The sequence below is a fragment of the Planctomycetota bacterium genome, from assembly GCA_039819165.1.
Lineage (GTDB): Bacteria > Planctomycetota > Phycisphaerae > Phycisphaerales > UBA1924 > JAHCJI01.
Genome location: JBCBSM010000001.1, coordinates 997,491 through 1,021,684 on the forward strand (window position 1 = coordinate 997,491; position 24,194 = coordinate 1,021,684).

The following is a 24,194-nucleotide window of genomic DNA, read 5'->3' on the forward strand; positions in this document are numbered from 1 at the left end:
AGATACGATCAAAGACCGATGAAGGCCCTGCTGAGCGACATCGACGCCCTCCGCGACGCCCTGCCGGCGGCGATGGCGTGGGACCGGCGACGCGTGCGCCGCGACCTGCGCGCCCTGCGGCGGTCGGTGCTGGATGGCGGCGACGCCGACGCCGACGCCGCCCGCGAGGCGATCGCTGGCCTCCGCGACCGCCTCGAGTCGTCGATCGAGCGGCGCGAACAGCGGGCCAGCCGGCTTCCGGCGCCGGACTTCGACCTCGACCTGCCCGTGCTCGAGGCCCGGGCGGACATCGAGGCGGCCATCCGCGAGCACCAGGTCGTCGTGCTCTGCGGCGAGACCGGCTCGGGCAAGACCACGCAGCTGCCCAAGATCTGCGTCAACCTGGGCCGCGGGGCCGCGGGCATGATCGGCCACACGCAGCCCCGCCGCATCGCGGCGCGCAGCGTCGCCGGCCGCATCGCCGACGAGCTTGGCTGCGAGCTCGGCGGGCTGGTGGGCTACAAGGTCCGCTTCGACGAGAAGCTCGGCGACGAGACCGCCGTCAAGGTCATGACCGACGGCATCCTGCTGGCCGAAACGCAGCGGGATCGGCTGCTGGAGCGCTACGACACGATCATCGTGGACGAGGCCCACGAGCGGAGCCTCAACATCGACTTCCTGCTGGGCTTCTTGAAGCGGCTGCTGCCGAAGCGCCGCGACCTGCGGGTGGTCATCACGAGCGCGACCATCGATCCCGAGCGGTTCAGCCGCCACTTCGAGGATGCGCCGATCCTCGAAGTCTCGGGGCGGACCTTCCCCGTCGAGATGCGCTACGAGCCCCCGCAGGCGGACCTCACCGACACGCGGGAGCTGGTGCGAGCCGTCGTCGACGGAGTCGGGGCGGCCTGCGCCGAGGGCCAGGGTGACGTGCTCGTCTTCCTGCCGGGCGAACGCGAGATCCGCGAGGTCGCCGACGCACTCGGCAGGCGCAAGGACGCGACGCGGACCATCCTGCCGCTGTACTCCAGGCTGTCGGCCGAGGAACAGCAGCGGGTGTTCCGGCCCGGCGGCGGCCGGCGCATCGTGCTGGCGACCAACGTGGCCGAGACCTCGATCACCGTGCCGGGCATCCGCTTCGTGGTGGATCCCGGGCTCGCGCGACTGAACCGCTACAGCCCGCGGACGCGCGTGCAGCGGCTGCCCATCGAGAAGATCAGCCGGGCGTCGGCCGACCAGCGGGCGGGCCGCTGCGGCCGCGTCGGCCCGGGCGTCTGCATCCGGCTGTACGCCGAGGACGACTACGAGTCGCGGCCGCGGTTCACCGACCCCGAGATCCTGCGGACCAACCTCGCGGGCGCCATCCTGCAGATGAAGGCGCTGGGGCTGGGCTCGATCGACGACTTCCCGCTGCTCGAGCGGCCCGATCGCCGCGCCGTGCACGACGGCCTGGGCACCCTCCGCGAGCTGGGCGCCCTCGACGAAGAGCAGCGGCTTACCAAGATCGGCCGGGAGTTGGCGCGGCTGCCGATCGACCCCCGCATTGGCCGCATCCTCATCGCCGGCGCGAAGGAGAACTGCCTCAACGAGGCGCTGGTGATCGCCTCGGCGCTCTCTGTGCAGGATCCCCGAGAGCGACCCTTCGACAAGAAGGAGAAGGCCGACGAGCTGCACGAGGAATTCGACCATCCCGACTCGGACTTCCTGGCGTTCTGGAACCTCTGGAACTTCGCGCACGACGGCCGCAGCCGCATCAGCACGGGCCGGCTGGGTCGGCTGTGCCGCGATCGCATGCTGTCCTTCACGCGGATGCGGGAGTGGCTGGACACGCAGCGGCAGCTCCGCGGGCTGATGGTCGAGCTGGGCTACCACGTCAACGCGAGCGACGCCCCCTATTCGCACGTGCACAAGGCGATCCTCGCGGGCTTCCTGGGCGGCATCGGCCGCAAGGGCGCGAAGCGGGAGTACGAGGGCGCGGACACCAAGTTCCACGTCCATCCGGGCAGCAGCCTCAACGGCGGGGACCACGAGTGGATCGTCGCCGCCGAACTCGTACGGACTACGAAGCTCTACGCGCGCACGTGCGCGCGCGTGCGGCCGACGTGGATCGAGGAGGTCGCCGGCGAGCTGTGCAAGCGGAGCTACGACCACCCGCACTACCGCGAGACCACCGGCAAGGTGTACGCCCTGGAGCGGGTCACGCTATTCGGCATGGAGATCATCGCGAAGCGGCGGGTCGATTACGGCCGCATCAACCCGAAGGAAGCCCGCGAGCTGTTCATCCACCACGCGCTGGTGATCGGACAGCACAAGAGCGACGCGAAGGCCATCCGCGAGAACCGCGAGCTGGAGAACCGCCTCAAGAAGCTCGAAGAGAAGGCCCGCCGGCGGGACCTCGTCGCGAGTACCGAGCGGGTGTTCACCTTCTACGAGCAGCGCATCCCCGAGGAGATCTGGACGAGCGAGCGCTTCGAGACATGGCGGCGCAGGACGGAACGCGACGCGCCCGACGCGCTGCAGATGGCCCCCGAGGACCTGCTGCTCAAGGACGTGTCGGCCATCACGCCCGAGTTGTACCCCGATCGCGTCGAGGTCTCGGGTGCGGGGCTGCCGCTGCGGTACCGCTTCGAGCCGGGCGAGAGCGACGACGGCGTGACCGCGGGCGTGCCCATCGAGGCCCTGGGTCGCATGCGCACGAGCGACCTGGACTGGCTCGTGCCGGGCCTGATCGCCGAGCGTGCGCGGGCGATGCTTCGCGGGCTGCCCAAGGCCATCCGGCGGCACATCGACGGCAACGCCGTGTCGGCCGCGTTCGTTCAGTCGCTCGGCGACGACGCCCGGGACCGCGAGGACTCGCTGGCCGAAGCACTGGCGGACTTCGTGCAGCGGCAGACCGGGCTGGAAGTGGATCCCGCGGAGCTGGCGGCGGCGCACGTGCCCGAGCACACGCGACCGAACATCCGCGTGCTGGACATATCCGGCACGCCGCTGGCCGAGAGCCGCGACCTCATGGAGCTCAAGCGGCGGCTGTCGGGACGTGTCCGCCGCAGCCTGCTGGCAGCCGACGACCGCTGGCCCGACCGGCAGAGCATCACCGAGTGGGACTTCGGCACGCTGTCCGAGGCGCTCGAGATCACTCGGCCTGGCGTGCGCGTCGTGGCCTACCCCGCGCTGGTCGACGCGGGCGAGAGCGTCCGCACGGCCATGGTCGACCATCCCGAGGCCGCCGTCGCCATCAACCACCGCGGCGTGCGGCGGCTGCTGATGCTCGCGGCACGGCGGGAGCTGCGACAGCAGGTCGAGAAGCTGCCGGTGATGGACGGCCTCGCGGCGACCTACGCGGTGCTGGGCGCGAGCGGCGACCTCAGGAGGGACCTGCTGACGCTTGCGGCCGACCTGGCATTCCTGGGCGATCGCGAGTTGCCCCGGACGCGGGAGCAGTTCGACGCGGCGCTCGGTGCCGGGCTCGAACGCCTGGGGGCGGCGGCGGACGAGGCCGCCTCGCTGAGCGACGAGATTCTCGCGCGGGCGGTCCGCCTGCGGAGCCGGACCGAAGAGGGCGGCCCACCAGCGTGGGCGGCTCCGATGGCCGACATCGCCGAGCATGTTCTCGCGCTGACGCCGCCGGGATTCCTGTCGGGCACGCCGCTCGAGTGGCTCCGACGGCTGCCCCGCTACCTCGACGCCGACCGCCTGCGGCTGGACAAGCTCCGCAACGCGGGCCTGGAGCGGGACGAGCGGCTGATGCGTTCGATCGCGGCGCACGCGGACCGCTGCCGCCGGGCGATCGCCGCGGGCCAGGATGCCCTCGACCGCTGCCCCGCGCTGGCCGAGTACCGCTGGATGTGCGAGGAGCTGCGGGTGTCGACCTTCGCCCAGGAGTTGGGCACGGTCCGGCCCGTGAGCGACGCGAGGATGGAGCGGCTGTGGCGGCGGGCGATCGAGGACGCCGCCACGCAGGTGCCCGAGGCCGCCGGCGTGTCGTGGTCGGCCGCCGACGAGACCGTGCCGGCGTGAGCAATACTCAAGCCAAGGATCTGGCGGTCACGGCAGATACAGGTAGTACGCGACGCCGGGCCGCATGCCCGTCGGCAGCCCGAGACTCGCGGCATCGACGCGGATCCCGCTGACCGACGCGTCGGCCACCGCCATGGGCCTCGCGAGCGGCGCCTCGGCGTAGATCGTCTGCGGCGGCCCGCCCCGCGGCGCGTACCGAACCAGCGTCGCCGACTCCAGACCCGCGAGCTGCACGGCCTGCAAGAAGGCGGTCCGCACGCCGCCCAGCTCGTCGACCAGTCCGAGCCGCCTGGCGGTCTCGCCCGTGAACACCCGGCCATCCGTTAGCTCGTCCACCGAACCGGTGGCGAGGGCGTCGCGGCGCTGCACGACCAGCCCGCGGAACCGGCCGTAGTACTCGTCGACGAGGCCCTGCAGGATGCGGTAGTGGGCCGTCCGCACGGGCGCCAGCGGGTTGGCGATGTCCTTGTTGGGCCCGCTGGTGACGAAGCGGGACTCGACGCCGATCCTCTCGAGGCCCTCGCTGACGTTGAGCGAGGCCACCACGACGCCGATCGAGCCTGTGAGCGTGGTGGGCTCGGCGACGATGCGGTCGCCCGCGAGGGCGGCGTAGTAGCCGCCGCTGGCGGCGACCTCGCCCATCGAGATAACCACGGGCTTGCCGGTGCGCTCGCGGAACATGCGGATCTCGCGGTAGGCCATCTCGCTGGCGGCGACGCTGCCGCCGGGCGAATCCACGCGGAGCACCACGGCCCGCACGCGGTCGTCGGCCTCGGCCATCGCCAGCTGCCGCCCGAGACTCGCCAGCGGCCCGGGGCGGCTGCCCAGCAGGCCCTCGTCGGGGGCGTCGACGATCACGCCGCGCAGCGGGATCAACGCGACGCGGTCGCGGCTGCCCTCCTCGCCCACGGCCAGCACGGGCTGGGGGCGGAGCTTCTCGCGGCCCGAGCCCAGGCTGGCGTTCACGGAGATGCAGCCCGCCAGCATCGCCGAGGCGATCAGCAACGGGACGGCCAGGCGTGTCATTGCTCGCATGGGCCACTGTAATCGGTCAGCAACTGGAAAGGACCGGCGGGGTTCCCGCGGAGGCTCAATCATCCTCCGTGGCCGAGCAGGACGCATCCAGGGAACCCCGGCACGTGCCGGTCCTGCCACGAGAGGTCTTCGAGTTGCTCGGGCCGCAGCCGGGGGGCTGCTACGTTGACTGCACGGCCGGGCTCGGGGGCCACGCCAGCCAGGCGGCCGGGCTCGTGGGCCCGGACGGCACGGTGGTGCTGTGCGACCTCGATGCGGGGATGCTCGCCCGGGCCGAGGCCAGGGTCCGCGACGCCGCCGTGGGCTGCCGCGTGCTGGCGGTGCAGGGATCCTTCGCCAGGCTGCCCGAGCGGCTGGCCGAGTTGGGGCTCGCCGCCGACTGCCTGCTGGCCGACCTGGGCTTCGCCAGCCCGCACGTGGATGATCCGGATCGCGGCTTCTCGTTCCGCCGCGACGGCCCACTCGACATGCGGCTGGACCCGACCTCGGGCCCGTCGGCGGCCGACCTGATCGCGACGGCGAGCGAGGCCGAATTGGCCGAGATCCTGTGGACGTTCGGGGAGGAGCGCAACGCCCGCCGCATCGCGCGGAAAGTTGTGGCCTCCCGCGAGGCCGCGCCGATAGTCACCACGCGGGGGCTGGCGGCGTTGGTGCGATCCTGCACGAGGGGCGGATCGATCGACGCGGCCACCCGCACGTTCCAGGCGCTACGCATCGCCGTGAACGACGAGCTGGGCTCGCTGTCCTCCCTGCTCGCGTCGATCGGTGACGCGGCCCGCCTGCCGAGCGGCTCGACTTGGGTGGCACCGGGGGCTCGCATCGCCATGATCTCCTTCCATTCGCTCGAGGATCGCCTCGTCAAGCGGGCCTTTGCCGACCTCGCCAGCAACGGCCTGGCCGAGCGGCTGACCCGCAAGCCCGCGACCGCCTCGGACGCCGAGGCCGCCGCCAATCGCCGAGCCCGATCGGCCAAGCTGCGGGCCGTCCGCCTATCGACTACGCGGAGCTGAGGGGGATGCCGGGCGTGACGCGGGAGCAGAAGCTCGCACTGGTGATCGGCTTCGCGGCGGTGATGCTGGTGGGCCTGCTCATCAGCGACCACCTCGCCGCGGTGCGATCGCAGTCGCTCGACGAGTTCAGCCCCGACGAATCGGTCGTGGTGCAGCCACCCCGCAACGAGACGCCGAGGTCGCGGCGGGCGGTGGCCATCCCGCTGATCCCCGGGGACGGCACACCCGCGGCCGGGCCACGCCCCGACGCACCAGACCCCGAGACGCGGGCAATCGAGCGGCCCGCACCCCGAGAGCAGACACCCCTCCGCGAGACGCTGCTCGAGCAGGCCACCGATCGGCTGGCTCGCGGCGCCGAGTCGTTCGCGCTGGGCGCGCGAGACCTGGCGGCCAACATCGCCGAGCTCGACGTGCGGGAGATGGCCCGGCTCGACCAGGCACCCGCGACGATCCGCGTCGCCGACGAGCCCGCGCCGGCCGAATCCGCGGATCGCGATGCCGATGCGCCGCCGGAGGAGCGGACCATAGACCACCGCGTTGCGAAGCTGGAGACCCTCAGCGGCCTCGCGCGGCGGTACTACGGCGACCCCAACGCCTGGCGGAAGATCGCCAGGGCCAATCCCGGACGCGTGGGCGACAACGGCTCGGTCCGCGAGGGCGTGACGCTGCGGATCCCGGGCCCGATACAGGCGCCGCCGCCCGAGCGCGAGGCGACTGCCGCGTCGCAGACCTACACCGTCCGCAGCAACGACACGCTCAGCGAGATTGCCCAGAAGGTGCTCGGCACGATGCGGCGGCAGGACGAGATCCTCCGCCTGAACCAAGACGTCATCCGCGACCCCGACGACCTGCGGCCCGGCATGGTCCTCCGGCTGCCCAGCACGTGAGCAACGGACCGAGGCCAACCGGCGGGGCCCTCGCGTGGAAGCTGGGCTGCTGCGCGGTCGCCATCGCCTGCATCTCGGTGACGCTGCTGGTCATCCGCCAGGCGCGGACGCAGGCGGCCCACGAGTTCGCCACGCTGAGGCTGCGGGTGCTCCGCTCGGGCGAGGACTCCGCCCGGCTGCGAGCCGACATCGCGCGGCGGATCGGGCCGGCGCAGCTGCGACGAATGCTCGACGAGATCGATGGCCCGGGCGCTCCGGTCGAAGGCCAACCACGGGTTCCAACACCGCCGCTGGCGGGGATCGCTGCCGTGGCGTCGGCGGGTGCGGGCGATGGCGAGTAGAACCAGCGATCCATCGGCCGGCCGCGCCCGCTGGGTGGCCGCGGCCCTGGGCATTGGCGCGACGGCCTGGCTCGCCACGGTGCTCGTCCGCGTCGCGTGGCTGCAGATCGCCCCGCCCGAGCGGATCGACGCGGTGCTCGCCGCCCGCGAGCGGCAGCACACCATCCGCGTGCCCCGCGCCGACGTCGCCGACCGCCGCGGCCGGCCGCTCGCGGTCTCCCGCTACGTCCACCGGGTGTTCTTCGATCCGGTCCGCGTCGCCGAGGAGGTCGAGGCCGGCCGGATCACCGTCGCCGAGCTGTCTTCGGCGCTCGCGTGGATGACCGGCGAGGACGAATTCGACGTCGATCGGCGGGTGCGATCGGTGCTCCGCGAGAACGAGGCGCGGCAGCGCGAGGCCCGACGGGCGTCCACCGACGCGAACGCGATCGCCGACCCGATCATCCGCTACGTCCGCGTGGGAGACCGCCTGGACGACGAGCGGCTGGCGATCGTCCGGGCGCATCCGCTCCCCGGCATCCACCTGGAGCGGGAGGCCATCCGAGACCGCGTGGGCGGCGACCTGGTCGCGCCCATCCTGGGCAAGATCGGCAGCGATCCCATGTACGACGAGGGCATCGAGCGGATGCTCCGCGCACGCCTGGAGGGCGAGCCCGGCACGATCACGTACACCCACGACGCGGGCGGCCGCGCCGTGTGGATCGGCGCGGGCGAGGCCGAGGCGCCGCGGGCCGCCGACGCGATGCACCTGTCGATCGACCTCGAAATCCAGCGGATCGTCCGCGAGGAGCTGGACCGCGCGGTGGAGGACGCCGACGCTGCGGGCGGCCTGGCCATCGCCCTCGATCCGCGTACGGGCGAGGTCCTCGCGATGGCCGACGTGCTGCGGCCCATCGAGAACGAGCCGTACCCGTGGATCGACGGACGGCTGCCGCGGGAGGAATGGCCCCGGCACGTGGACCTCACCGGGCGGTACGCCTTCGTACGGCCCGACCCTCGGCGAGAGGACGACCCGGCGATTGCGCGCAACCGGGTGATCGAGGACGCCTACGAGCCGGGGTCGACATTCAAGGCCCTGGTGTGGTCGGCGCTCATCGACCACGATCCCACGCTGCTGGACGAGGTGTTCGAGGCCGCGCCCGGCGGCGTCACGATGATCGGCGGCCGCCGGCTGCGGGATACGCGGGCCAACGGCGAGCAGACCTGGGAGCAGGTGCTCGTCAACTCTTCGAACATCGGCATGGCCGCCGGCGTGCAGCGGATCCCGCCGGCGGATCTGCGGCGGACGCTGTCGGCCTTCGGCATCGGCGAGCGGACGCGGCTGAGCCTGCCCGACGAGGCGCCCGGACGGCTCCGCGGGCTGCGGGACTGGGGCGAGTACACGCACGTCTCGGTCTCGTTCGGCCAGGAGGTGCTGTGCACCGTCGCGCAGATCGCTCGGGCGTTCTGCGCGATCGCCCGCAACGGCGACGAGGCGGGCACGGTCCCCGCGCTGCGGCTGACGGCCGTGGGATTGGACGGCTACGACGGCCTGGTCGCCCGCCGCGCGGTCTCGCCGGCGGCGGCGCTGCGGACGCGCACGGCCACCCTGGGCATCATCGAGCGGCTCGACGCCAAGATGCGCGACGAGCGGCCGTTCTCGTACCGCATGTTCGGCAAGTCGGGCACGGCCCAGGTCTCGCCCGAGAAGCCGCACGACTGGCAGCGGCTGCCGCCCGGCGCGAACGCCTACCTGCCCCGGCAGTACGTCTCGAGCTTCGTCGCGGGCGCGCCGCTGGGCGAGCCGCGGATCGTCGTCATGGTGAGCATCGAGGACCCCGGCCCCGACCTCGTGCGATCGAGGCAGTTCTACGGCTCGAGCGTCGCGGGGCCGTCCGTGCGGCGGATCGTCGAAAGGGTGCTGCCCTACCTGGGCGTGCCGCCCGACGCGGAGCTGGCATCCAGCGATGAGAGGCCCGAGGCCGCGGACGCGGCGAGCGCGTCGGCGAACGCCGAGTAGCGCTGCTGCAGATCGGGCATCGACGTCTGCGTGAAGTACGCGATCGTCGCGACGCCGAGTTCGTCGGCGGCCACGGCGACGAACCGCCGCGCCAGGCGGCCGTAGGCGGCGTCCTTGAGCAGCCGCTGCACGCCGGCGTGGAGCCGCTCGTCGCTCCGCAGGAAGAGCCCGAGCGACCAGAGCTGGGCGTAGTAGTCGATCGCCGACGGAGGATCCTCGGCCAGCAGCGTCGTGGGATCCGCGGATACGAGTTCTGCGAGCGGACGCAGGCCGCCGCGGGCGTGGAGCGCCAGGAAATGGTCGCGGCGATCGGGATTGGCCTCTGGCACGAAGGCGTAGCGACCATCACGCTCCACGAAGCCCTCAGCCAGCACGCCCGTCATCTCGTCGACCCACGTGGGCGGACGGTCCCGAAAACGGCGCTGCACGTACTGGTGCCAGCCCTCGTGGGCGGCGATCTTGAGGGTCAGCCGCCGATCACCGCCGGGGGGCGCGAACAGGACGGCTCGCCCTCCCGCCGCATAGCCGCCGACATCGATGGCCAGCAGCGGATCGGCCGACCGCGCGATCGACTGCGCAGTGAAGCTCGCCCATTCGTCCCGAGACGCGAACACGAAGACCGGCGGGCGGCCCGAGAGCGGCGGCAGCAGCGGCCGCCCGCCCTGCAGCCCCGCGACGCGTCGGTGCCGCGCGAGCGCCGCCTCGAGGAAGGCCGGCAGTTCGGCGAGCAGTTCGGCATCATCGAGCGTCGTCAGCAGCGTGTAGCTCGGGGTGACGACCTGCGTGCCCGGGCGACCCTGGTACTCCCAGGGCTGCTGCCGCAGGACGGCCGCGGCGCCCGTGGGCGGCGGCGGAGGCGACGCGCAGGCGGCCAGGAACGCCAGGACCGCGAGCGCAACGGAGAGCGCCGCGGCGAGTCCGGCCGTCGGCGTTGGCGCGCGACCGATCAGCCCAGATGCTCCAGCGCCTCGCGCGTCGCGGCGAGTTGGGTCTTGACCTGCTCGAGCTGGTCCCGCGTCTGGTTGACGAGTTTCTCGGGCGCCTTCTCGGTGTAGCCGGGGTTGGACAACCGGCCCTCGAGCGTGGCGCGGGAGCCGTCGAGCTCCGAGACGAGCCGTTCGAGCCGCTCGCGTTCGGCCGACTGGTCGACCTCGTCGGCCAGGTTGCTCAGCCGCAGCTCGAGGTCACCGAAGGCGCAGGTGGCCGATGCGCCGTCGGGCTCGCTGGTGGTCACCTCGCCGAGTTCGGCCATCGTGCGGACGACGCCGGCCATGCCGTCGAGCGACTCGATCAGCTCAGCGGGTGCGTGCAGCGTGATGCCGCGGCGGGGCTTGACGTTGTGCTTGGCCCGCACCTCGCGGATGGCCGAGACCAGCCGGCGGGCGGACTCGACGGCCTCGATGGCGCCGCGGTCGATCCGCGCCGCGTCGCACGCGGGCCAGCCCGCGGTCGCGAGGACATCGCCCCGGCGGGACTGGGCCAGCTCGAGGCCGTCGAGCGTGGGCAGCGGGAACTCCGCGAGCCGCTCGTGCAGCGACTCGGTGATGAAGGGCGTGACGGGGTGCAGCAGCCGCAGCATGGCCTCGAGGGCGACGCGGAGCACGCCCCGCTGCGCGGCGTTCTCGCGGATGGTCGGCTTGATCGCCTCGAGGTACCAGTCGCAGAAGTCCCGCCAGAAGATCTTGTACAGCAGCTCGGCGTAGGCGTGGAACTGGTAGCTGTCGATCGCGGCGTCGGCGGCATCGATGGTCTCGAAGAGCCGGCCCAGCATCCAGCGATCGACCGGCTCGAGATCATCCCGGGCGATGCTCGCCGGCGGTGGATCGCACTCGCCCAGGATGCCCATCGCGAACCGGGCGGCATTCCAGAGCTTGTTGCAGAAGTTGCGGCCGATGTCGAACTTCGGGCTGGTGTTGCGGCCGGTCTTCGCGTCGGCCTCCACCGGCATGCGGACGTCCTGGGTCTGCGTGGTCATGTGCGCCAGCGTGAAGCGCATGGCGTCGGTGCCGTGGGTCTCGATGATGTCCATCGGGTCGACGCCGTTGCCCAGGCTCTTGCTCATCTTGCGGCCGTCGCCGTCCTGGATCATCGCGTGGATGAAGACGTCGGCGAAGGGCGGGCGGCCCGCGCCGGGCTCCTGGCCGTCGCGGGTGGCGAAGTAGCGATTGAACATCACCATGCGGCTGACCCATAGCGTGATGATCTCGCGGGCGGTGCACAGCACGCTGGTGGGGTTGAAGGCCTCCAGCAGCCCGTCGAATTCGTCGCCCGCGATGGCCGGCTCGGGCCAGCCCATGGTGCTCAGCGGCCAGAGCGCGCTGCTGAACCACGTGTCGAGCACGTCGGGGTCGCGCTCGAAGCCAGCGTCCTCGAGGAGCTGCTCGAAGTCGATCGTGCCGTGCTTCTCGGTCTCCACGGCGCCAGGCCGCCGAACGCACACCACGCAGGCCAGATCCTCGCAGTCCTGGATCTCCTGCGGCTCGCGGAGGGGCACGCCCATGTCCGAGGCGCTGACGAGGTGGTAGAGGATGGGCGTCGTGCTGTCGTGGTCCCGCAGCTTCATCATGAGGTCGACCAGGCGATCCTGGCCCGAGCCCTCCTCGCCGATGAAGCTGCGGAAGGTGCCGAACTGCTTGGTCCACACCGGGATGCGGTGGCCCCACCACAGCTGGCGGCTGATGCACCAGTCCCGCAGGTTGTCGTGCCACTGCTCGTAGGTCCTGGCGTAGCGGGCGGGATGGAAGCGGACGGCCGAATCGGTCCGCACGCCGTCGCGGGGCTTGTAGCCCTCGCTCTCCCGCTGCTCGCGCACCAGCGCCCGCTGCGCGCTGCCGCGCAGCCGATCGTCGGTCACGCGGACGTACCACTGGTCGGTGAAGTAGGGCTCGATGGCGGCGTGGCTGCGGTAGCTGTGGCCGACCGAGTGGCGGTACGGCCGGGTGTCCTCGAGCAGGCCCCGCGCCTCGAACTCGCGGCAGACGAGCGTGCGCGCCTCCTCGCGGGGCTTGCCCAGGAACACGTGCGACGCATCGGCGCCGTCGGGGTCGGCCTCGCGCCAGCCGTGGGCGTCGCTGATGGAGGCGTCGGGCGCCATCACGTTGAGGATCGCCAGATTGTGCCGGCGGCCGATCTCGAAGTCGTTGGTGTCGTGCGCGGGCGTGACCTTCAGGAAGCCCGTGGCGTAGCGGGCCTTGGCGTCGTCCGACTCGGGGTCGGCCATCACCACGTAGTCGTCCTCGACGATGGGGATGACGCGGCCGACGATCGGCAGCTGGACGCGAAGGCCCCGCAGCGACCGCGCCCTGGGGTCGTGCGGATTGACGGCCACCGCGGTATCGCCCAGATAGGTCTCGGGCCGCGTCGTAGCGACGGTGACCCACGCGGGCTGCTCGTCGGGGGTGCCGGCGGGCACGTCCGGATAGCCCCGGGCGGCCAGCTCGGACCACGTGACCGGCTCGGTGTCCCCGGGATCGCCGGCGTTCGCGGGCGGATGCACCAGCGGGTAGCGGAGGTAGTAGAAGGAGCCAGCAATCTCCTTCATCTCCACCTCGTCGTCGGCCAGGGCGGTGCCCGTCACGGGGTCCCAGTTGACCAGCCGCTTGCCGCGGTAGATCAGGCCGTCGCGGAAGAGGACGAAGAACGCCTCGCGGACCGCGCGAGCGCAGACGTCGTCCATCGTGAACCGCTGGCGGGCCCAGTCGCAGGAGGCGCCCATGGCCCGCAGCTGGTCGGTGATCTGGGCCTCGTAGTCGTCCTTGAAGGCCTGCACCCGGGCAATGAATTCGTCGCGAGAGAAGTCGGTCCGCCGCTTGCCCTCGTCCTGCATCAGCCGCCGCTCGACGACGGTCTGCGTGGCGATGCCGGCGTGGTCGGTCCCGGGGATCCAGGCGGTCTCTCGCCCGCGCATGCGGTGCACGCGAACGAGCACGTCCTGGATCGAGTTGTTCAGGGCGTGGCCCAGGTGCAGCCGGGCGGTGACGTTTGGCGGGGGTATGACGATCGCGTAGGGCGTGCGTTCGCCCCGCAGCACGGTCCGCGGATCGGCGGCGAATGCGTCGGCGGCGTCCCACCGCTCCCATGCCCGGGATTCGGCGGCCTTCGGGTCGTATTGCTTGGGAAGATCTGCCATCATGCAGGGCCGACGCGCGGGTCTGCGGCGAGTTATTCCGCCGTCTCGGGGGTGAAACCCGAGTGTAGCAAGCCGATAGTTGGGAGTGATGGATGCACGCGATGAGGCCCGGCTCGCCCTGGATCGCCTGCCGTCCCGTTTCCCGACGGACGGCGACGCGCCGAAGCGTTCGGCGTGGGGATCGATCGCGGTGGGCACACTCTCGATCGGGCTGATCGCGGCGCTGGCGGTGTTCTGGCAGACGGGCAAGCCCGGTCCGCTGGTCGCCTCCGCCGCCACGCCCAGTGCGCTGAGCGTGGAGGAGATCGACCGGACGATCGAGCAGGGCCGCACGCTGATCGCCGACGGCACACCCGAGCAGGCCGTGCCCTTGCTCGAGCAACTCGTCGACGTAGTGCCGACGGACCGCGACTCCCGCGTGGCGCTGGGGCAGGCCTACCTCGCCGCCGGCCGCGACGACCAGGCCTACCAGCAGTTCGCCCAGACGCTGCGGGACGGCCCGCCCGATGCGCAGCTCCAGTTCGCCGCGGGCACGCTGGCCTCGAAGCTGGGCCAGCCCCGCGTGGCGATCGGCCACCTTCGGACGGCCCACGACGCCGACCCGAGCAACCCCGACTACGCGCTGTTCCTGGGCCAGGCCGAACTGAAGGAGGGCCGCCTGGACCAGGCCCGCGCGGCGCTGGTGCGGTCGACGCACGCCCGCCCGGAGGATGCCCGCGCCTGGGGCATGCTGGCCGAGATCGCCCTCCGCGAGAATCGTCCCGAGATGGCGCTGCAGCACGTCGGCCGCGCTCGCCACCACGACCCCGAGAACGACGCCTGGAAGATCATCCAGGCCCGGTCGCTCAAGCGGCGAGGAGAGGCCGCCCAGGCGACCGCGGTGCTCGGCACGCTCTCGGACCAGGCCAAGCTGTCCAAGCCCGTGGTGCGGCTCGCGGGCGAGTGCTTCGGGATGCTCAAGAGGCCCGACCAGGCGGCGGCGCTCTACCGCCTGGCGTCCGACGCGAAGCCTAAGGACGGCGAGCTGGCCTTCGAGGCCGCCGTCTGGCTGGACAAGGCCGACCAGCGGCCCATCGCCCTGACCTACGCCAAGCGGGCGTTCGAGGCGGACCATCCCTCGGCCGAGGCCCTCGTCGAGAAGCTCAGCGACCAGCGCGAGTTCAAGGCCCAGCCCCGACCGGCGGGCTAGAGCATCTTCGAGTGCTCCGTCGCGGCCGTCCGGCCGCGACGCTCGCTCTCGTACGGCCTCGCCAGAGTGAATCCGGCGGGCCTGAACGAACGCACGTGCTGCGCCCGGATCGAATCGGCTCTAGGACGAGTCGCCTCAGGCAAGCCAGCGGCCGCCGTCGAGGCGGACGACCTCCCCCGTGACGTACGTCGCCTCCAGCGCGAGCCAGCGGACGAGGCCGGCGGCGTCCTCGGGCGTGCCCGTGCGGGCCAGCGGCACGCGGGCCATGTAGCGCTCCTGGCCCGCGCTGTCGGACTCGTAGCCGTCCTCGGGCCAGGCGATGACGCCCGGCGCAACCGCGTTGATGCGGGCGTGCGGCGCCAGGTCCCGGGCAAGGGACCGCGTCATCTCGACGAGGGCGGCCTTGCTCATCGAGTACGCGTTGAACCGCGACCGCGGGCGGCCCAGCACGTGCATGTCGGCCATGCACACGACCGCCCCGCCGCCGGGCATGGACGAGGCCATCAGCCGATCGGCCAGCCGCGCCGTGATCAGCAGCGGCGCAGCGGCGTTGACTGCGTACATCCGCATCACGTGCTCGGCATCCAGCGGCCAGGCACCGTCCAGCCCATCCTGGTGGCCCAGCGGGAACGGGGCGTAGACCGACGCGTTGTGCACCAGCACGTCGAGGCGGCCCGCGGCGTCGGCGGCCTCGACGCACGCATCGGCGGCGGCATCGGGCTCGGCCATGTCGACCCGCGCAAGGTGGACCCGGGCCGCGTGCCGCCCGCGGAGCTCGCCCGCCAGCGCCTCGGCTTCGTCCTTGCTCGAGCGATAGGTCAGCACACAATCGAGGCCCGCGCGTGCCAACTCGAGCGCGATGGCGCGGCCGACGCGGCGGGCCCCGCCGGTGATGAGTGCCACCGGGCGATCGCTCACGGCTCGTCTCGGCGGCGGCGATCATCGCCGGGTTCCTCGTCTGCGTCATCATCCGGCACGGCTGCCCGGCGGCCGGCCTCGGCCCAGGCATCGGGGATGTCGGACGTCGGCCGCCGTCGCTGCCCGCCGCGGGCGTTGGCGCGGCGCATCGCGGTCACCAGGGCGAGCAGCACCACGAGGGCCACGCCACCGAGCGCGAGCCCCAGCAGCGCCCACCAGCCCCGCAGCAGGTCGCTGCGTGGAGAGGCGGTCGCGACGAACTCGAGCACGGCGGGAGCCACGCCGCGAGGTTATCACCCGGCCGATGCGAGGATCGGGGTCTCGCCGCCGCGTTGGCTGGTGGGACCGCCCGGCGCGGCGGCGACCTCCAGGCCCACGACGCGGACCTCGTTGCCGACGCGGATGATGCCAGCCCGCGCCCCGCTCTCGCGGAGCAACTCGACGGCCTGGGCGTCGTCGATGCGGCGCACCCGGGCGGTGTCGGCCGCCGCGAATTGGCGCGCGACGCCGTCCCTCGTTGACGCCCGGACGACTCGGACGGCGGAAGCCGGTGCTCCCCCTGCGGCCTCCGCGATCGTGCGCTCCGCGGTCGGCGGGGCGGCGGGCAGCACGGAGGCAACGACGCCGGCGGCGAGTGCGACGACCATCGAGCCCAGCGCAACCTGCACGCCGCGGCGGCGGACGCCCCGCCGGCGGCTCGCCGCCTGCGCGAGCACGAGGATTTCGGCCTTGCGGCGGGCGAGCGTGTCATCGGGCTGCGTATTGCTGTGCTCTTGCGGAGTCATGTCTTGCCCTCCGATGGGTTCGAGTCGGTGTCCGCGCCCGCGCCGAGGCGGCGCACTCCACGGCGCACCAGCCCGTGCGCGGCGTTGCGGCTGATCCGCATGGCCCGCCCCACGGCCGCGAGGCTCAGGCCGTGGCCCACGTGCATGCGGACGGCCTGCCACTCGCGATCGCTGAGCTCCTGCATGGCGTCGATCATCTCGGCCTCCGGGGCTTCGGTCGGGCGTGGTCCGTCTTCGCGCTCATGGCCGGTGGAGCGCTCGCGCTTCCTTCGGGACGCTTCGGCGCGGAGCAGGTCGATGGCCGACGACGCGATCGCGCGGCGCATCCAGGCCCCGACGGCGGCCCAGGTGTCGAGCCTCGGCATCCGCCGCGCGGCCCGCAGCATGGCGTCCTGCACGACGTCGAGGCAGAAGGCCTCGTCGCGGCCGGTAAGCCCGCGGGCGTCGAGCAGCGCACGATCGAAGACGTACTCGTACAGCTCGGCGAAGGCCTCGGGGTCGCCCCTCGCGATGCGCGCGGTGATCGCCCGGGCGTGCTCGTCCGGGCGATCCTGGGGCGTCGGTGCGTCATGGTCGTGCTCGGGCACGCAGGCCCTCCGGCGGGATTCTTACCGGGCTCCGGCGGGCGGCTCGGCCTGCTGCAGCGCGGCGCGCAGGTCCGCGTTCTCGTCCTGGACACGGGCGAGCTTGCGCTCCAGATCGCTGACGGTGGCCACCAGCTGGCTCATGCGGCCGCGGAACTCGGCGATCTCGCCGTCGTGCTGCACCACCCGGCGCTCGGCCTCGAGCTGGGCGCTCTCAAGCTGCCGCCGCACTCCGGCGACCTCATCCCGCAGCCGATCCGCGAAGAGCGCGCGGTCGCGCATCCGGATGGCCTCCTCCTGGGTCGTGACGCCCAGCAGCTGCATGATCTGGCCGCCCAGCTCCGCCCGGCGGTCGTCCTTGTTGTACGCGGCCGTGCGATCCAGGCTGTTCATGGCCTGCTCGATCGCACGGGCCTCGTTCTTGGTGACCCGGGCGAACAGCAGCTTGGTGTCCTCGTGGAACTGCAGCTCGGCGCCCGTCTCGCCGTTGATCTCGAGGCCGATCTGGATGGCGGTCAGCACGGCGTCGTCGGTGAGGCCGGTCTGCTGCTGCAGCAGGGGCGCAAGCGAATGGACGACGGTGTGGCGGGACCCCGCGGGCGTCCGCTGCTCGCCATCGGCGGCCGGGGGATCGTCGGCGTACATCGAGACCAGCAGCACGGGCGTCGGTCCGCCGGTGTTGCTGACCTCCCAGGTGGCCTCGCGGCCGTCGGGCAGCGTCGCCGGCACGGACTCGGACAGCGCCGCGATCGTGCGCAGGGCCGAGTAGACGTCGGCCTGCTCGAGCTGCACCGGCGGCACCCGCAGCGTGCCGGCCTCGGGGGCGTAGATGATGTTGACCGGCGTGTCGCCAGAGGCCGCCCGGATCTGCGCGACCAGCTCGTCGAGCGAGCCACCCCCGAAATCGACCGACACGATCGGCATCTGGGTCAACCGCTGCGGGCGATCTTGGGCGGTCGCCGTGGATGGCGTTGCGAGCACCAGCCCGAGGGCGAGTGCGGCGGCGAGGAGCGTTCGGGTACGCATGGGGTAATGCCTCCTGGGTGCGGGCCGCGTCGGCAGCCGGTGTGGTTCTCCGCAGCTAGAGACGGAGCCGATGGCCCGGCGCGTCGTGTCGGACGAAGAAATTCGCCCTAGACTCTGGTTCGCGCGACAGTCCCCAACGGAGCCCGCATGCACTTCGAAGCCCACCAGCCGGTCATCGACGACCTCGAGGCGCGGATCTTGACCATCCGCGACTCTCTTTAACTACGACCAGAAGCACGAGCGGCTCGGCGAGCTCGAGGCCAAGATGGGCGATGCGGCGTTCTGGGACGATCCGGCGGCCGCCCAGGACGTCGTCGGCGAGCTGAAGCTTATCAAGGCCCAGATCGGCCCGGTCGACGACGTCGTGGGCGCCTTCGACGACGCCAAGGTCGCCTACGAGATGGCCCGCGAGGGCGACGACGCCGACCTGCTCACCGAAGCCGACGAGGCGCTGCACGCCATCCAGGGCCAGATGGAGAAGGTCGAGCTGCAGAGCCTGCTCAGCGGCGCGCACGACCACCGCGACTGCTTCTTCACGATCTCGGCCGGCGACGGCGGCACCGAGGCCAACGACTGGGCCGAGATGCTGCTGCGGATGTACCTCTACTACTTCGAGAACATGGGCTGGAAGGTCGAAGAGGTCAGCAAGACCTTCGGCACCGAGGTCGGCGTCGACCGCGTGACGCTGCACATCAAGGGGCCGTTCGCCTTCGGCTACCTCAACTGCGAACGGGGCAGCCACCGGCTCGCCCGCGTCAGCCCGTTCAACGCCCAGGGCAAGCGGCAGACGAGCTTCGCCACCGTCGACGTCACGCCCGAATTCGAGGAGGCCGACGTCGAGATCCCCGACAAGGACCTGGAGATCACCTTCTTTGCGCGCTCGAGCGGCCCGGGCGGCCAGAACGTCAACAAGGTGGCGTCGGCCTGCCGCGTGGTGCACACGCCCACGGGCCTGATGTTCGTCGCCAGCACGCACCGCGACCAGCCGCAGAACAAGCGGCAGGCGCTCACGCTGCTGCAGGCCAAGCTCGAGCAGATCGAGGAGGAGAAGCGGCAGGCCGAGATCAAGGAGGCCGCCGGCGGCGACCTCGGCCGCGGGTGGGGCACCCAGATCCGCAGCTACGTGCTCTACGACAACCGCGTGAAGGACCACCGCACGAGCGTCGAGGCCAACCCCACCGAGGTGCTCAACGGCAAGATCGAGAAATTCATCGATGCCGAGCTGAAGCGGCGGCGCTCGGAAAAGAACTAGCGCGGAACGATCGAGGATGCCCTAGTAGCCGTAATCCGCGGCGGTCCCCCCGTCGTCCTCGGGCAGGGTGATCAGCCGCTGCAGGCCGACGGCGGCGTGCAGCGGCAGCGCGGTGAGCGCGAAGGTCACGATCCCGAGCAGCCACCACCGCTTGATCCGCGTCGCCAGCAGGCACGAGGCGAATAGCCCGATCGCCGCCAGGGCCGCCAGCGCGACGGGCCAGGGCGACGCCGCCCCGAGCGTGCGGGCGTGGACAAAGAGCGCCGCCGTCGCAAGCACGACAAAGGCGCCAAGGCCCCGGATGATCATGCGACCGGCCGAACGCTTGAGCACCACGCAGACCAACAGGGCCGAGGTCGCGATCGCGATGAATGCGGCGTACTGCCTGGGCGGCACGTTGAGGGAGCTGAAGAAGAGGACGCCGGGCACCGCGACCAGCGCGATGGGCAGCACGAGCAGCGGCATCAGCCGGCCGTGCCGCTGGGTGGCATGCCGCAGCCCGCACTCGGCGAGCAGCACGGCAAGCCCGGTGATCGCGGCGTTGGCGGCGACCCAGCCCCACAGCATGCCGGACGACTCGAACGCCGGCAGCGGCCCGAGTAGTCCCCAGTTGAGCAGGCCCGCGCCGAGCACCGAGACGACCAGCACGAACCACCACCGCGACGGGCCGGCGGCGATGAGTGCGGCGAACACGCCGGCGAGCCCGAGCACCGCCGGGATGCGGTTCGCGACGTTGATCGGCCACCAGCCGTCGTAGGGCTCGAGCGTCCGCATCGAGAGCACGACGGCGGCGGCGAGCGCCAGGCCCGACGCCAGCAGCACGACCCGCTCGAGGACGCTCCGCGGCGCGAGCGGCTCGCCCACGCCCTCGGGCTCGAGCGGCCCGCGGCGGAGGGCCAGCAGCGCGCCACAGACCGTGAGCGCGACGACGGCGATAGTGCCCGGCAGCACGCCGGCGATCAGGGCATCACGGACGAATGGGTTCATGGAACGCCGGGGCTACTGCTCGATGCCCTGGAAAAAGACGATCAGGTCGACGCGATCGCCAAGCACGCCCTCCTGGATGTACTTGGTCATGCCGAAGTCCGAGCGATCGAAGCTGAGCCGCGCCTCGTAGCCCGACCGCTTGCCGCGGAACTCACCCTCGCCGGTGTGGGTGAGCGTAGCCGACACGGGCTTGGTCTGGCCGAGCAGGGTGAGCTTGCCCTCGACGGTCCAGCCGCCGTTGCCCGACGTGCGGAAGTTGGACGCCGTGAAGGTGCTGGTGGGGAACTGCCGCACGTTGAAGAAGTCGGCGGCGCGGAGGTGGCCGTCGCGGTCGGCGTTGCCCGTGGCGACCGAATCGGTGTTGATCGTGACGCTGAGCTGGCTGTTGGCAGGGCTGGCGTCGTCCATCGTCATCGAGCCGCTGATGCCGTGGAACATGCCGTAGAAGGGCGCAGCGCCGGCGTGGGTGATCTTGAAGATCACGCCCGAGTGCACCGAATCGAGCTGGTAGGAGGTCGTGCCGAGAGCCACGGACTCGGCCGGTGCCGGCGCGGACGACGCCGTCGCGGGCCCGGCGCCGAGGCCCGCCGTCGCAACGACGGCGGCGAGCGCCGCGGCTCCGGTGCCGATCATGCCAACGCCGCACAGAGTTCGGTTCAGTCGCATCGTCGTGCTCCTCAATTGGTGCCCGTCATGGGTCGGTACATGAACTGGTTTGCGAGTCGATGACGCGGTGCGCGGGCATCGCATCCCGGGTCAGCGCGCCGGCTTGGGTCGAGCAACGCCCCGGTCAGCCCCAGTATTCCGGCTCGTTGCCGGGCTTCCACTTGATCGAGCATCCCGTGCTCGGCTGCTGGGCCGGGTTCTGCTCCTGGCCGGTCATGGCGGCCTCGATGGCCATCCGCAGGTCGTGCCCCGTGACGGGCTCGTCGTTGCCGGGGCGGCTGGCGTCGAGCTGGCCCCGGTACACCAGCCGCTGGTTGGCGTCGAAGACGTAGAAGTCGGGGGTGCAGGCGGCCCGGTAGGCCTTGGCGACCGATTGGTCGGCGTCGTAGAGGTACGGGAAGCTGAAGCCGTGCTCCTGGGCGACCTCGTGCATCCGCTCCGGCGCGTCATCGGGGTGGGTCTGGACGTCGTTGGGCATGATCGCCACGAAGCCCAGGCCCTTGGCGGTGCAGTCGCGGCCTAGGCGGCCGATCTCCTCCATGATGTGCTTCACGAAGGGGCAGTGGTTGCAGATGAACGCCACCACCAGCACCTTGGTCGTCCGGAATTCGTCCAGCGAGACGGGGGTACCCGGCTCGCGATTGCCCGACCAGTCCGCCAGGTTGAAATCGGGCGCTTCGGTGCCCAGGTCGAGCATCGTGGATTCGACGGGTGGCATGATGCGGGCTCCTCGCTCGATCGTGGATGTCTGATTCGGGGCGTGTTCGATGTGGCGGGCGGATGCTAGCGAGGGCCGGCGCGGGCGATGCGGCCTACGCTTCCTCTCGACGCCGCGATCCCGGCGTCGCGGCGGGTTTTCCCAGATGCGTGCCGGCCTGAGTGGTTGGTCGCCGCAGCCACGAACTCCCGCGTGGTTCTCACTGGCGGCCTCGGCCGCCACCGGAAGCGCCCTGGGCGGGGCGACGCGGGCCGGCTCGCCGGCCGCGGACGGATCTCGATCCCGCCGGTGCCGCTGCACGAAGGACACGCGTCATGACCGACCAGCCCAGCAGTTCGCTCGTCAAGGACCTCATCGAAGCCGGCATCCACTTCGGCCAGCGCTCCAGCGCGTGGAACCCGAAGATGAGCCGCTACATCTACGACAAGCGCAACGGCATCCACATCATCGACATCAAGGAGACGGTCAAGGGCCTGCTGCTGGCCAAGAAGTACATCACCAACACCGTGGCCGAGGGCCGCGACGTGTGCTTCGTGGGCACCAAGCGGCAGTCCAAGGACATCCTGGAAGAGCGGGTCAAGGACGTAGGCATGCACTGCGTCACCGAGCGGTGGCTGGGCGGCATGCTGACCAACTTCCGGACTATCCGCAGCCGGCTGAAGCGGCTCGAGGAGCTCGAGGGCATCGAGCAAGAGGACAACTTCGCCAGCTACTCCAAGAAGATGGAGAGCCAACTCCGCCGCGAGATGGGCAAGATCCGCCGCAACCTCGACGGCGTGCGGGCGATGGACAAGCTGCCGGGCGCCCTAGTCATCATCGACGTCCGCCGCGAGATGACCGCGATCAAGGAGGCCCGCAAGCTGGGCATCCCGACGATCGCGCTGATCGATACCGACGGGGATCCGGACGTGGTCGACATCCCCATCCCCGGCAACGACGACAGCATGCGTTCGGTCGACGTGGTGGTGCGGGAGCTGTGCAAGGCCATCGCCGAGGGCAAGCAGGGCCGCACCATCACCGACGCGACCAAGGCGGGCGACGCCCAGGCCGACGAGGCCCCGCAGCGACGCCGCAGCCGCAGGGCGCAGTACGCGGCCGACGCACCCATCCCGGCTCCCGAGGAGCCCAGCGACGCCTCGCCGGCCGTTGCCGAGAGCTGAACCGATTCCCGCGCCGCGTTCGATCGGCGCGCACGACGAGCGAACACACAAGCCAGCGCCGCCGTCGGGCGGCCGCTTTGGATCCGGAGACTAGAGCGATGACGCAGACACAGGTCAGTGCCAAGGAGGTCATGAAGCTCCGACAGCGGACGGGCCTCTCGATGATGGAGTGCAAGAAGGCCCTGGTGGAGGCCGAGGGCGACCACCAGCGGGCCGAGGACCTCCTCCGCAAGAAGCTCAAGGGCAAGATGGACACGCGGACCGAGCGGTCCGCGGGCGAGGGCCGCATCGCGGTGGCCGTCGAGGGCGACAAGGCCGCCATCATCGAGGTCCGCGCCGAGACCGATTTCACCGCCAAGAACGAGAAATTCGTGGCGATGACCGATCGCGTCGCCGCCGCCGTGCTCGCCCACGACGCGGGCGAGGTCGGCCAGCCCGACGACGCCGCCAAGGCCATCGACGAGCTGCGGATCTCCACGGGCGAGAACATCAGCTACGGCCGGGGCAAGGTGCTCCAGGCCGACGGTGCCCGCTACGCCAGCTACGTGCACCACGACGGCAAGACCGGTGCGCTGCTGCAGGTGCAGGGCGACGCGAGCGAGGACGTGCTCCGCGACGTGTGCATGCACATCGTCGCAGCGGTGCCCACGCCCGCGGGCGTCCACGCCGACGACGTGCCCGCGGACATGGTCGAGAAGGAGCGGAAGTTCCGCCTCGAGCAGGCCATGGAGAGCGGCAAGCCCCAGGAGATCGCCGAGAAGATGGTCGAGGGCGGCATGCGGAAGTTCTTCGAGTCGGTCGCGCTCATCGAGCAGCCCTTCGTGAAGGACCCGGCCATCAAGATCAAGGACCTGGTGGGCTCGGGTACGACCATCCTGCACTTCGAGCGCTGGGTCGTCGGCGAGACCGGCGACGAGTAGCACCCAGCCGGGAGCGTGCACGTGGGCGAGCGGTACACCGTCCGGGCCAAGGTCTTCGACATTGCCCCGCAGTTCTACATCCGGGACGCCTCGGGGCAGACGGTGGGCTATTGCCGCCAGAAGCTCCTCCGCTTCCGCGAGGAGGTCATCCTCTACACCGACCAGTCCAAGAAGGCCGAGCTGCTGCGGATCAACGCCCGCAACATCATCGACTTCTCGGCCACCTACGACGTCAAGCTGCCCAACGGCACGCCCATCGGCTCGCTCCGCCGCAAGGGCCTCAAGTCGACCTTCATCAAGGACGAGTATCTCGTCTTTGACGGCGGCGAGAACCAGATCGCGACGCTCTCGGAGGACTCCGCCTGGCGGGGCATGCTGCGGCGGGCCAATGACCTGGCAGCCACGGTCTTCCCGCAGAAGTTCCACCTCCGCGACGACGCTGGCGCCGACATCGCCACCTTCCGCCAGCACTTCAATCCGCTGGTCTACAAGCTGAGCATTGCCGTGCATCGCGAGGACGAGCGGCTCGACGACCTGATGCTGATCTCGACGGGGGTGCTGCTCGCCGCCATCGAGGGCCGGCAGCGCTAAGGCC

The 24,194-nt window shown here is 71.4% G+C and carries 21 protein-coding genes; 10 read left to right on the forward strand and 11 right to left on the reverse strand.

Annotated elements, in window-relative coordinates; genetic code table 11:
• Positions 1-18 precede the first annotated feature (18 nt).
• Positions 19-3,993, forward strand: a complete 3,975-nt coding sequence (gene hrpA / locus AAFX79_04430; protein MEO1007787.1) for an ATP-dependent RNA helicase HrpA — start codon at positions 19-21, stop codon at positions 3,991-3,993.
• A gap of 27 nt (positions 3,994-4,020) precedes the next feature.
• Here hrpA and sppA read toward each other — a convergent pair whose 3' ends face one another.
• On the reverse strand, positions 4,021-5,028 hold the full coding sequence (sppA, locus tag AAFX79_04435) for a signal peptide peptidase SppA (protein MEO1007788.1): 1,008 nt from the start codon (positions 5,026-5,028) through the stop codon (positions 4,021-4,023).
• Positions 5,029-5,096: 68 nt separating this feature from the next.
• On the opposite strand from sppA, the gene rsmH reads away from it, so the two are divergent.
• From rsmH to AAFX79_04455, 4 genes are read left to right on the forward strand one after another with little or no spacing between them, the layout of a single operon-like run.
• Positions 5,097-6,038, forward strand: coding sequence for a 16S rRNA (cytosine(1402)-N(4))-methyltransferase RsmH (gene rsmH, locus AAFX79_04440; protein MEO1007789.1), 942 nt, complete (start codon positions 5,097-5,099; stop codon positions 6,036-6,038).
• Between the two features lie 5 nt (positions 6,039-6,043).
• On the forward strand, positions 6,044-6,925 hold the full coding sequence (locus tag AAFX79_04445) for a LysM peptidoglycan-binding domain-containing protein (protein MEO1007790.1): 882 nt from the start codon (positions 6,044-6,046) through the stop codon (positions 6,923-6,925).
• Positions 6,922-7,266, forward strand: coding sequence for a hypothetical protein (locus tag AAFX79_04450; protein ID MEO1007791.1), 345 nt, complete (start codon positions 6,922-6,924; stop codon positions 7,264-7,266). The genes AAFX79_04445 and AAFX79_04450 overlap by 4 nt, the downstream gene beginning before the upstream one ends.
• The gene (locus AAFX79_04455) at positions 7,256-9,265 is read left to right on the forward strand and encodes a penicillin-binding protein 2 (protein MEO1007792.1); all 2,010 of its coding nucleotides are present in this window, start codon (positions 7,256-7,258) and stop codon (positions 9,263-9,265) included. The genes AAFX79_04450 and AAFX79_04455 overlap by 11 nt, the downstream gene beginning before the upstream one ends.
• On the opposite strand, the gene AAFX79_04460 is transcribed toward AAFX79_04455, so the two are convergent.
• A complete protein-coding gene (locus AAFX79_04460; GenBank protein MEO1007793.1) occupies positions 9,172-9,879 on the reverse strand; it encodes a hypothetical protein in 708 nt (235 codons plus the stop codon). The genes AAFX79_04455 and AAFX79_04460 overlap by 94 nt on opposite strands.
• 332 nt (positions 9,880-10,211) lie before the next feature.
• Complete coding sequence (locus AAFX79_04465) at positions 10,212-13,394, reverse strand: valine--tRNA ligase (GenBank protein MEO1007794.1); 3,183 nt, start codon at positions 13,392-13,394, stop codon at positions 10,212-10,214.
• An 88-nt stretch (positions 13,395-13,482) separates the two neighbouring features.
• On the opposite strand from AAFX79_04465, the gene AAFX79_04470 reads away from it, so the two are divergent.
• Entirely contained in the window at positions 13,483-14,583 is a 1,101-nt protein-coding gene (locus AAFX79_04470; protein MEO1007795.1) for a tetratricopeptide repeat protein, read from the forward strand.
• Positions 14,584-14,718: 135 nt separating this feature from the next.
• Here the strand turns inward: AAFX79_04470 and AAFX79_04475 are convergent, their stop codons facing one another.
• From AAFX79_04475 to AAFX79_04495, 5 genes are read right to left on the reverse strand one after another with little or no spacing between them, the layout of a single operon-like run.
• Positions 14,719-15,501 (reverse strand): SDR family oxidoreductase, encoded by a 783-nt coding sequence (locus tag AAFX79_04475; GenBank protein ID MEO1007796.1) that lies wholly within the window; start codon positions 15,499-15,501, stop codon positions 14,719-14,721.
• On the reverse strand, positions 15,498-15,782 hold the full coding sequence (locus AAFX79_04480; GenBank protein ID MEO1007797.1) for a hypothetical protein: 285 nt from the start codon (positions 15,780-15,782) through the stop codon (positions 15,498-15,500). The genes AAFX79_04475 and AAFX79_04480 overlap by 4 nt, the downstream gene beginning before the upstream one ends.
• 12 nt (positions 15,783-15,794) lie before the next feature.
• A complete protein-coding gene (locus AAFX79_04485; protein MEO1007798.1) occupies positions 15,795-16,286 on the reverse strand; it encodes a hypothetical protein in 492 nt (163 codons plus the stop codon).
• Positions 16,283-16,873: a sigma-70 family RNA polymerase sigma factor gene (locus AAFX79_04490; GenBank protein MEO1007799.1), complete on the reverse strand. Its 591-nt coding sequence runs from the start codon at positions 16,871-16,873 to the stop codon at positions 16,283-16,285. Before AAFX79_04490 ends, AAFX79_04485 begins: the two co-directional genes overlap by 4 nt.
• Before the next feature lie 21 nt (positions 16,874-16,894).
• Positions 16,895-17,896, reverse strand: coding sequence for a hypothetical protein (locus AAFX79_04495; GenBank protein ID MEO1007800.1), 1,002 nt, complete (start codon positions 17,894-17,896; stop codon positions 16,895-16,897).
• A gap of 147 nt (positions 17,897-18,043) precedes the next feature.
• On the opposite strand from AAFX79_04495, the gene prfB reads away from it, so the two are divergent.
• Positions 18,044-19,148, forward strand: a protein-coding gene (gene prfB, locus AAFX79_04500; GenBank protein ID MEO1007801.1) for a peptide chain release factor 2 whose coding sequence is annotated in 2 segments (ribosomal slippage) — positions 18,044-18,115 and positions 18,117-19,148 — 1,104 coding nt in all. Because the reading frame shifts where the segments join, the coding sequence is not laid out codon by codon here.
• 21 nt (positions 19,149-19,169) lie between these two features.
• Here prfB and AAFX79_04505 read toward each other — a convergent pair.
• The 3 genes from AAFX79_04505 to AAFX79_04515 all read right to left on the reverse strand — a co-directional run bounded on the left by AAFX79_04505 (position 19,170) and on the right by AAFX79_04515 (position 21,519).
• The gene (locus tag AAFX79_04505) at positions 19,170-20,135 is read right to left on the reverse strand and encodes a hypothetical protein (protein MEO1007802.1); all 966 of its coding nucleotides are present in this window, start codon (positions 20,133-20,135) and stop codon (positions 19,170-19,172) included.
• Between the two features lie 12 nt (positions 20,136-20,147).
• On the reverse strand, positions 20,148-20,801 hold the full coding sequence (locus AAFX79_04510; protein ID MEO1007803.1) for a YceI family protein: 654 nt from the start codon (positions 20,799-20,801) through the stop codon (positions 20,148-20,150).
• A 124-nt stretch (positions 20,802-20,925) separates the two neighbouring features.
• Positions 20,926-21,519 carry a thioredoxin family protein gene (locus tag AAFX79_04515; protein MEO1007804.1) on the reverse strand — a complete coding sequence of 198 codons (594 nt, stop codon included), beginning with the start codon at positions 21,517-21,519 and terminating at the stop codon, positions 20,926-20,928.
• A gap of 314 nt (positions 21,520-21,833) precedes the next feature.
• Between AAFX79_04515 and rpsB the strand changes: the two genes are divergently transcribed.
• From rpsB to AAFX79_04530, 3 genes are all read left to right on the forward strand, one after another.
• Positions 21,834-22,679, forward strand: a complete 846-nt coding sequence (gene rpsB / locus AAFX79_04520) for a 30S ribosomal protein S2 (protein ID MEO1007805.1) — start codon at positions 21,834-21,836, stop codon at positions 22,677-22,679.
• Between the two features lie 98 nt (positions 22,680-22,777).
• A complete protein-coding gene (gene tsf / locus AAFX79_04525; protein ID MEO1007806.1) occupies positions 22,778-23,599 on the forward strand; it encodes a translation elongation factor Ts in 822 nt (273 codons plus the stop codon).
• Between the two features lie 21 nt (positions 23,600-23,620).
• Positions 23,621-24,190, forward strand: a complete 570-nt coding sequence (locus AAFX79_04530; GenBank protein ID MEO1007807.1) for a hypothetical protein — start codon at positions 23,621-23,623, stop codon at positions 24,188-24,190.
• Positions 24,191-24,194: the final 4 nt, after the last annotated feature.